This window comes from Methylobacterium gnaphalii (assembly GCF_007992215.1).
Lineage (GTDB): Bacteria > Pseudomonadota > Alphaproteobacteria > Rhizobiales > Beijerinckiaceae > Methylobacterium > Methylobacterium gnaphalii.
This window is the reverse complement of the sequence record NZ_BJZV01000005.1, coordinates 216,544-223,041: the sequence shown is the minus strand read 5'-3', so window position 1 is coordinate 223,041 and position 6,498 is coordinate 216,544. Positions and strand designations below refer to the sequence as shown.

6 protein-coding genes are annotated in these 6,498 nt (G+C 66.1%); all 6 read left to right on the top strand.

The window, feature by feature from the left end:
• The first annotated feature begins 557 nt into the window (after positions 1-557).
• Positions 558-1,730, top strand: a complete 1,173-nt coding sequence (locus tag MGN01_RS06775) for an alpha/beta fold hydrolase (RefSeq protein WP_306437181.1) — start codon at positions 558-560, stop codon at positions 1,728-1,730.
• 33 nt (positions 1,731-1,763) lie between these two features.
• Positions 1,764-2,282 carry a gluconokinase gene (locus MGN01_RS06770; RefSeq protein WP_373319204.1) on the top strand — a complete coding sequence of 173 codons (519 nt, stop codon included), beginning with the start codon at positions 1,764-1,766 and terminating at the stop codon, positions 2,280-2,282.
• 13 nt (positions 2,283-2,295) lie between these two features.
• Positions 2,296-3,108 carry a Cof-type HAD-IIB family hydrolase gene (locus tag MGN01_RS06765; RefSeq protein ID WP_147045824.1) on the top strand — a complete coding sequence of 271 codons (813 nt, stop codon included), beginning with the start codon at positions 2,296-2,298 and terminating at the stop codon, positions 3,106-3,108.
• A gap of 180 nt (positions 3,109-3,288) precedes the next feature.
• Complete coding sequence (locus tag MGN01_RS06760) at positions 3,289-4,188, top strand: transglycosylase SLT domain-containing protein (protein WP_147045823.1); 900 nt, start codon at positions 3,289-3,291, stop codon at positions 4,186-4,188.
• 283 nt (positions 4,189-4,471) lie between these two features.
• Positions 4,472-5,380 carry a helix-turn-helix transcriptional regulator gene (locus MGN01_RS06755; RefSeq protein WP_147045822.1) on the top strand — a complete coding sequence of 303 codons (909 nt, stop codon included), beginning with the start codon at positions 4,472-4,474 and terminating at the stop codon, positions 5,378-5,380.
• Positions 5,381-5,615: 235 nt separating this feature from the next.
• Positions 5,616-6,476, top strand: coding sequence for a serine O-acetyltransferase (cysE, locus tag MGN01_RS06750; RefSeq protein WP_147045821.1), 861 nt, complete (start codon positions 5,616-5,618; stop codon positions 6,474-6,476).
• Positions 6,477-6,498: the final 22 nt, after the last annotated feature.

Genomic DNA, 6,498 nt, shown 5'->3' with positions numbered 1-6,498 from the left:
GCGAGCGCGACACCGAGGGCGAGGGGAATGGAGCGCATACAGGAGGGCCTGTCGGTTTCCTTGAACCCGCTGCCTAGCTCAAACCGTCAGGGCTGTCCGTGGCGAGGCAGTCACAGTGATCTCCGGACGGCCCCAGTCATCCGGCCGTCCCCGCTTCACACAAGCGAAACGGTCGAACCCGATTCTATCGGAGCATTTGCCTTTTTCTGTCCGGCCTGGCTGCATCTGCATCTCTAGGCGTTCATCTCGACAGGTCTTTTCCGCCGAGTCTGTTTTTCGGCGAAGAGCGTTCGCGGCGTCCATCTTTTGACAGAAAGCCTGCCCAATGACATGTGTCATATATTATACTGCCGTGGTGGGGGCGCTGTGTGCAGTCTGAACTGGATGATGGAAGGCCGTCTTGCGGGGCGGCTTCATCGAACAATTGTCTGGGCTACACGCCGCCGGATTTGCGGTATTCTGACCTATCGAAACAATCGGCATCGGTCGGGCGCCGGCATATCTTCTATTGTCCTGGCTACGACCCTGAGTCGCGCACGCGCTACCGCCTGCTCTTCGTGCGAGAGTTGCTGCGGCACGCCAAATGTTTCGGTGAGGCCAAGCCGCAGATCAGCCGCGCCAGCCTTTCGGCCGACGGGCTCGTGCAAAGCTGGACCGTCACCGCCGTTTCCGCCTCGAGAGACGTCGAGACCAGCTACGACGTGCTGTTGTGGGACGACATCGTTGTGCGGGACTCGGCGCGATCGCGCTTCGTCAGCGTGGTGCTCCTCGTTATCGGCACCCTTCACGCGCTGATCCGCGGCAAGCTATTCACGTTCTACCGGCTCAACTGGAAGTACGGAAACGTCATCCTCTACCCCTTCGTGCTGCTGATGCTGCTCGGAATGATCACGGCTCTCGTAGCGCTCGTCGTCCATGCCCATCTCGGCGACTGGTACGGGTACAGCCTGGGCCTGCCGCCCTGGGCGACGATCCCTCTCGGCATGCTCGCCGGCCTCGGCTGGATCCGGGCGATGGAGGCGATCCTCAACCGCGCCTTCTTCTGGCAGATCCTGAACGACTGGGTGTTCAACTGGCAGCACGGCCAGGGCCGAAGGCCGGATTACGAGGCGCGGCTCGACGCCTTCGCCGACCACCTCGTCGCACGCCTCGCCGCCTTCGCGGATGTGGGCGAGACGCTGGACGAGATCCTGATCGTCGGCCATTCCACCGGCGGCCTGACGGCGGTGGAAGTGGCGGCGCGGTTGCTCGTGCGCGATCCCGAGATCGGCGCACGGGGGCCCGTCCTGTCGCTGGCGACGCTCGGCTCCGGGCTGCCGCTGGTCGCACTTCAGCCTCAGGCGGCTCGTGTTCGCTCCGACATCGCGAGCCTCGTCACCAGCCGGCGTATCGCCTGGATCGACTATGTTGCGCCGCAGGACTGGATGAATTTCCCGCGCTTCAATCCGCTGCGCGATCTCGACCTTCCGATCGTGGCGGGTGCCCCGATCGTCAATCCGACGATCCGCTCGGCACGGTTTCGCGAAATCCTGGCCGAGGAGACATACCGCAAGGTGCGCTTGCGGCCCTTCCGGATGCATTTCCAGTTCCTGATGTCGAACGACCGGCGTGGCGCCTACGATTTCTTCGCGATGACGCTCGGGTCCTCAACCCTCCATCAGCGCGGTCTTGCTGATTGGGCCGGCCTCTCGACCGGGCTCGCCCTCCCATGCGAGACGCTGGCCGCCTGAGGCGGGGCACTCCCGCGGGCGGGGATGCACGAGATGGCGGTCCCGATGGTGCTCGTGGTGATGGGCGTATCGGGTTCCGGCAAGAGCACGGTTGCCCAATTGCTGGCGGGGCAGCTCAGCCTGCCCTTCGCCGACGGTGACGGTTTCCATACCCCTGAGAACATCGCCCGGATGCGGGCCGGCGACCCTCTCGACGATGCCAGCCGCAGGCCCTGGCTCGCGCGGATTGCAGCGTGGATCGACGCACGGCTGGCGGAGGGGCAGGGGGGCGTCGTTGCCTGCTCGGCCCTGCGCCCCGCCTATCGCAACGACCTGGTTCGTGGTCGCCCGGACGTGCGTATCGTGTATCTGCAGGGCAGCCGCGCCCTGATCGCTGATCGCCTGGCACGGCGGCGCGCCCATTTCATGCCGGCCGCCTTGCTCGACAGCCAGTTCGCTGATCTGGAACCTCCGGGCGCCGAGGAGTGTCCGATCACGGTGGGAATCGAGGACGAGCCGAACACAATCGTTGCGGAGATCCTCGCCCGCCTCGCCTTTGTAAAGAATCCTTGAAGGAGGAGCCGGCATGGACATCGCCCTGGTGGTCTCAGACGTCGATGGCACGCTCGTTACGACGGACAAGCGCCTGACGCCGGCGAGCATTGAGGCGGTGCGGCGCCTGGAGGTTGCCGGCATTGGTTTCACGATCGCCTCCTCCCGGCCGCCGGTCGGCTTCCGGTCGCTTGTCGAGCCGCTGAGGCTGTGTCTGCCGATCGGAGCCTTTAACGGCGGCACGATCGTTGGGCCGGACCTCGCGCCGCTCTCTCAAGCGCTGATTCCGGAGGATGCTGCACAGCGGGCGGTCGAGAGTCTGCTGCGGGTGGGGATCGATGTGTGGGTGTTTTCCGAGGGTGTCTGGCACCTGCGCGACCCGGCCGCGCCTTACACTGACCTCGAACGCCGAACGCTCGGCGTCGAGCCTAAGGTCGTCAGCGATCTCGGCCCCCTGCTCGACTCGGCGCAGAAGATCGTCGGTGTGAGCCGTGATGCCGATGGGCTGGCGCGTGCTGAATCAGGTCTCTCAGACGCCTTGGCCAGCCAGGCTAGTGTGGAACGCTCTCAGGTCTACTATCTCGACATCACGCCGCCGGGTGTGAGCAAGGGCAGCTTCGTCCTGGATGTGGCCCGCCGGCTCGGGATTGCGCCCGAGCGGATCGCGACCATCGGGGATGCCGCCAATGACAAGGCGATGTTCGCGGTAAGTGGCCTGGCCATCGCCATGGCCAACGCGAAGCCGGACGTGCAGGCGGCCGCTGCGGCGGTGACGGTTAGCAACGACGAAGACGGCTTCGCCCGTGCCATCGAACGCTTCATTCTGAGAAGTGTCCCGGCGGTCTGAGCGACTGTCGCGGACTGTGCCTCGGTGAACACAGGCAGCCGGTGAACGGTCACGCTGTCGGCCGTCGACCGAGCGAGGCCGCTTTCCGGCCTCATTTCGCAACGACCAAGCTCAGGTAAACTTGGCCGTCTCCGCGAGGAGGGAGCCGACGCACCGAACTTGGGTCACGCCGGAATGCAAATGCGCCTCGCGCTCGCTGCTCTGATCGCTGCCGTTCCGGTCTCTGCGCTTGCCCAGTCGGGCGGCGCGCGCGACAACATCGACGCGCTGATCGAACTGCAGGCCAAGGCCAACAAGTTGCCCGCTGCCTTCGTCCATCGGGTGGTCAAGCGCGAGAGCAACTACAACCCACGCGCCAAGGGCGGCTCGGCGCTCGGCCTGATGCAGATCAAGCACGCGACGGCCCGCGGCATGGGCTACAAGGGCGATGCGGCCGGTCTCTACGATCCTGAGACGAACCTTAAATACGGTATCGCCTATCTCGCCACCGCCTATCGTCTTGCCAGGGGCGATCTCGATCAGGCCTACCGCTACTACAACAAGGGCTTCTACTACGCTGCCAAGAGGCTCGGCATCGAGACCGCGGTCGCCGTGCCGGACGATACGCTAGCCTCCGCGCCCGTGCAGACTGCCAGTTCCTCGAATGAGTTCTCGAAGCTGTTCGGCCTGTCCTCTGGACAGACGGCGGCGCCGCTTCGGACTGCTTCCGCCGATCCGCAGGTCGGTATCGCCGGGGCGACCGCGCTCGCCTACGCAGCGCCAGCCGGGCCGGCGAGCTCCGTCGAGGTCCCGCTGCCACCGCGCCGGCCGGCCGCTTTCGGCGGCGAGACGCAGGGTTCGGCCGAGGCCCTCGCGCAGGTCTCGGTAGCTCCGGCCGCCCCGACTTCTCCCAGCCTGAGCCCCTCCATGTCGGCTCCGCCGCAGCCGGGGGCCTCCACCGATCTCGTCGAGGTGCCGCTGCCACCGCGCCGGCCGGCCGCCATCGTGCTTGCCACCGTCGCCCGGCCGGCAGCCTCCGCCCGCAAGCTCAATGCGCCCGCCGAGGTTCTGGAGGCGACGGCTCTGCCGGCCGCACAATAAGCCGGACGCGCCCGCAAGCCGCGCGTCGAGGTTCTACACACTCCGCATCATGGACGATGCCCCGTCGCGAAACGCATGGGTCCGCCGCTTGCGTGATGATTGCGTTCCGGCACACGACGCGGCACATCTGCCGATCTGCTATTGCAATGCAGCATAGGTGTGATCATGTCGATGGGCTTGGTCCGCCGTTTGCTGCGTGCCTCACGCGAGGCGGATATCGCGCCGATGATCCTGGTCTGAGGGCAGGCCGTAGATCTCGGTGCATGGAGAGGCTGGTGACGCCATGAGCGGCGTGGTGGAACTCGAAACCGCTTTTCTGAGTGAGCTGGGCCGGCGCGTGCGCGAGGCGCGCACCATGCGCGGTCTGTCGCGTAAGTTGCTGTCGCAGACCTCGGGCCTGTCGGAACGTTACATTGCCCAGCTCGAGAGCGGGCAGGGCAACGTGTCGATCATCCTGCTGCGTCGGGTCGCGAATGCCATGGGCGTGCGCCTCGACGACATGATCGCGGGCGAGAATTCTTCATCCGAGTGGCGGCTGATCCGGGACCTGCTGCGCGATGCCTCGCCTGATCAGATCGCGCTTGCCAAGTCCGTTCTGTCCGGAACCTCGACGCAGCAATCCGGTCAGAGTGGAGGCATCCGCGTCGCGCTGGTGGGCCTGCGAGGCGCTGGTAAGTCGACGCTGGGACGGCTCGTCGCTGAGCGCCTAGGCTGGACCTTCATCGAGCTGAACGCCGAGATCGAGCGCGAGAATGCGCTCTCGGTGCGCGAGATCTATGCGATCTACGGTCAGGAAGGTTATCGTCGGCTGGAGCAGCGGGCGCTGCGGCGGCTGACCGGGCATCCTGGCCCGCTGATCCTGGCGACAAGCGGCAGCATCGTCGCCGAGCCGCTGACCTATGACCTCCTGCTCCAGTCGTTCCTCACGATCTGGCTCCAGGCCCGGCCCGAGGAGCACATGCAGCGCGTGCGTGACCAAGGCCAGATGGAAACAACAGGCGACCATGCGGCTGCTCTGGAAGAGCTGCGGGCCGTACTGATCAGCCGCGAGCCTCACTATGCCCGCGCTGCCGCCACGGTCGACACCTCTGGTGTGCCCGTCTCCACCATGCTCGACCGACTTACGAACGAGATCGAGGCACGGATGCCGGCCGCCCGCCAAGCGCCCGTGAAGGACAGGCGCAGCGCCTGAAAGTCACGCCGCCAATGCTCTGCTCCTGCCCGGTTGCGGGCTCGGCAGGTCTTGACGCAGCGCAACCTCGCAATCACTTCCCCAGTGCGGGGCTCGGCAAACATCCGGTTCTCCGGTTGCGTGACCGGGCCACGGTTTTTTGCCGGGATCGTGCCTGGCATTGGCAGAACGTTATCCGGGACCGGGCCAGAATAGGATCGGCCGCGATCCGTCCCGACCGTTCCGAGGAGGAAGCATGTCCGCCAGCCCTGCGCCGAGCCTCAACCGAGGACCGAACGCCGTTGCCGGCGTCGTCGATCCGTGGTGGACGCGCGTGCGGGAAGAGGCGGAAACCGTCGTGCGTGACGAGCCGCAGCTCGCCTCGTTCTTTGTGGCGACAATCCTCAATCATCCGACTCTCGAAGCGGCCGTCGCCCACCGTGTCGCGGCGCGCCTGGGCCATGCTTCCCTGCCGGCCGAACTCGTCGCCCACGGTTTTCGCGAAGCCTTTGAGGCCGATCCGGAGCTCGGGCGCAGCATCCGCGCCGACATCGCTGCGGTGATGGACCGCGATCCCGCGACCACGCGCGCGCTGGAGCCGGTGCTCTATTTCAAAGGCTTTCACGCCATTCAGGCGCATCGCTTGGCACACTGGTACTGGGACCAGGGCCGCCGCGACCTCGCACTCTACCTGCAGAGCCGCTCCTCCGAAGTCTTCCAGACTGACATCCATCCCGCCGCCCGCATCGGCCGTGGTGTATTCTTCGACCATGCCACGGGAATCGTGATTGGTTCGACGGCCGTCATCGAGGACGACGTCTCAATCCTGCACGCCGTCACCCTCGGCGGAACCGGCAAGCAGGGCGGCGACCGCCATCCGAAGATCCGCCGCGGCGTGATGATCGGCGCCGGTGCCAAGATCTTGGGCAATATCGAGGTTGGGGCTTGCGCTCGCGTCGCGGCTGGCTCCGTGGTTCTGCGGCCCGTTCCGCCGCACACGACTGTCGTCGGCGTGCCAGCTCGCGTCGTCGGGACGGCCGGCTGCGCTGAGCCGGCGCGCTCCATGGACCAGCTCCTGGCCATGACCGATTATATCGACATCGCCGGCGGCATCTGAGGCCGGTCTTGCGATCCGGTGC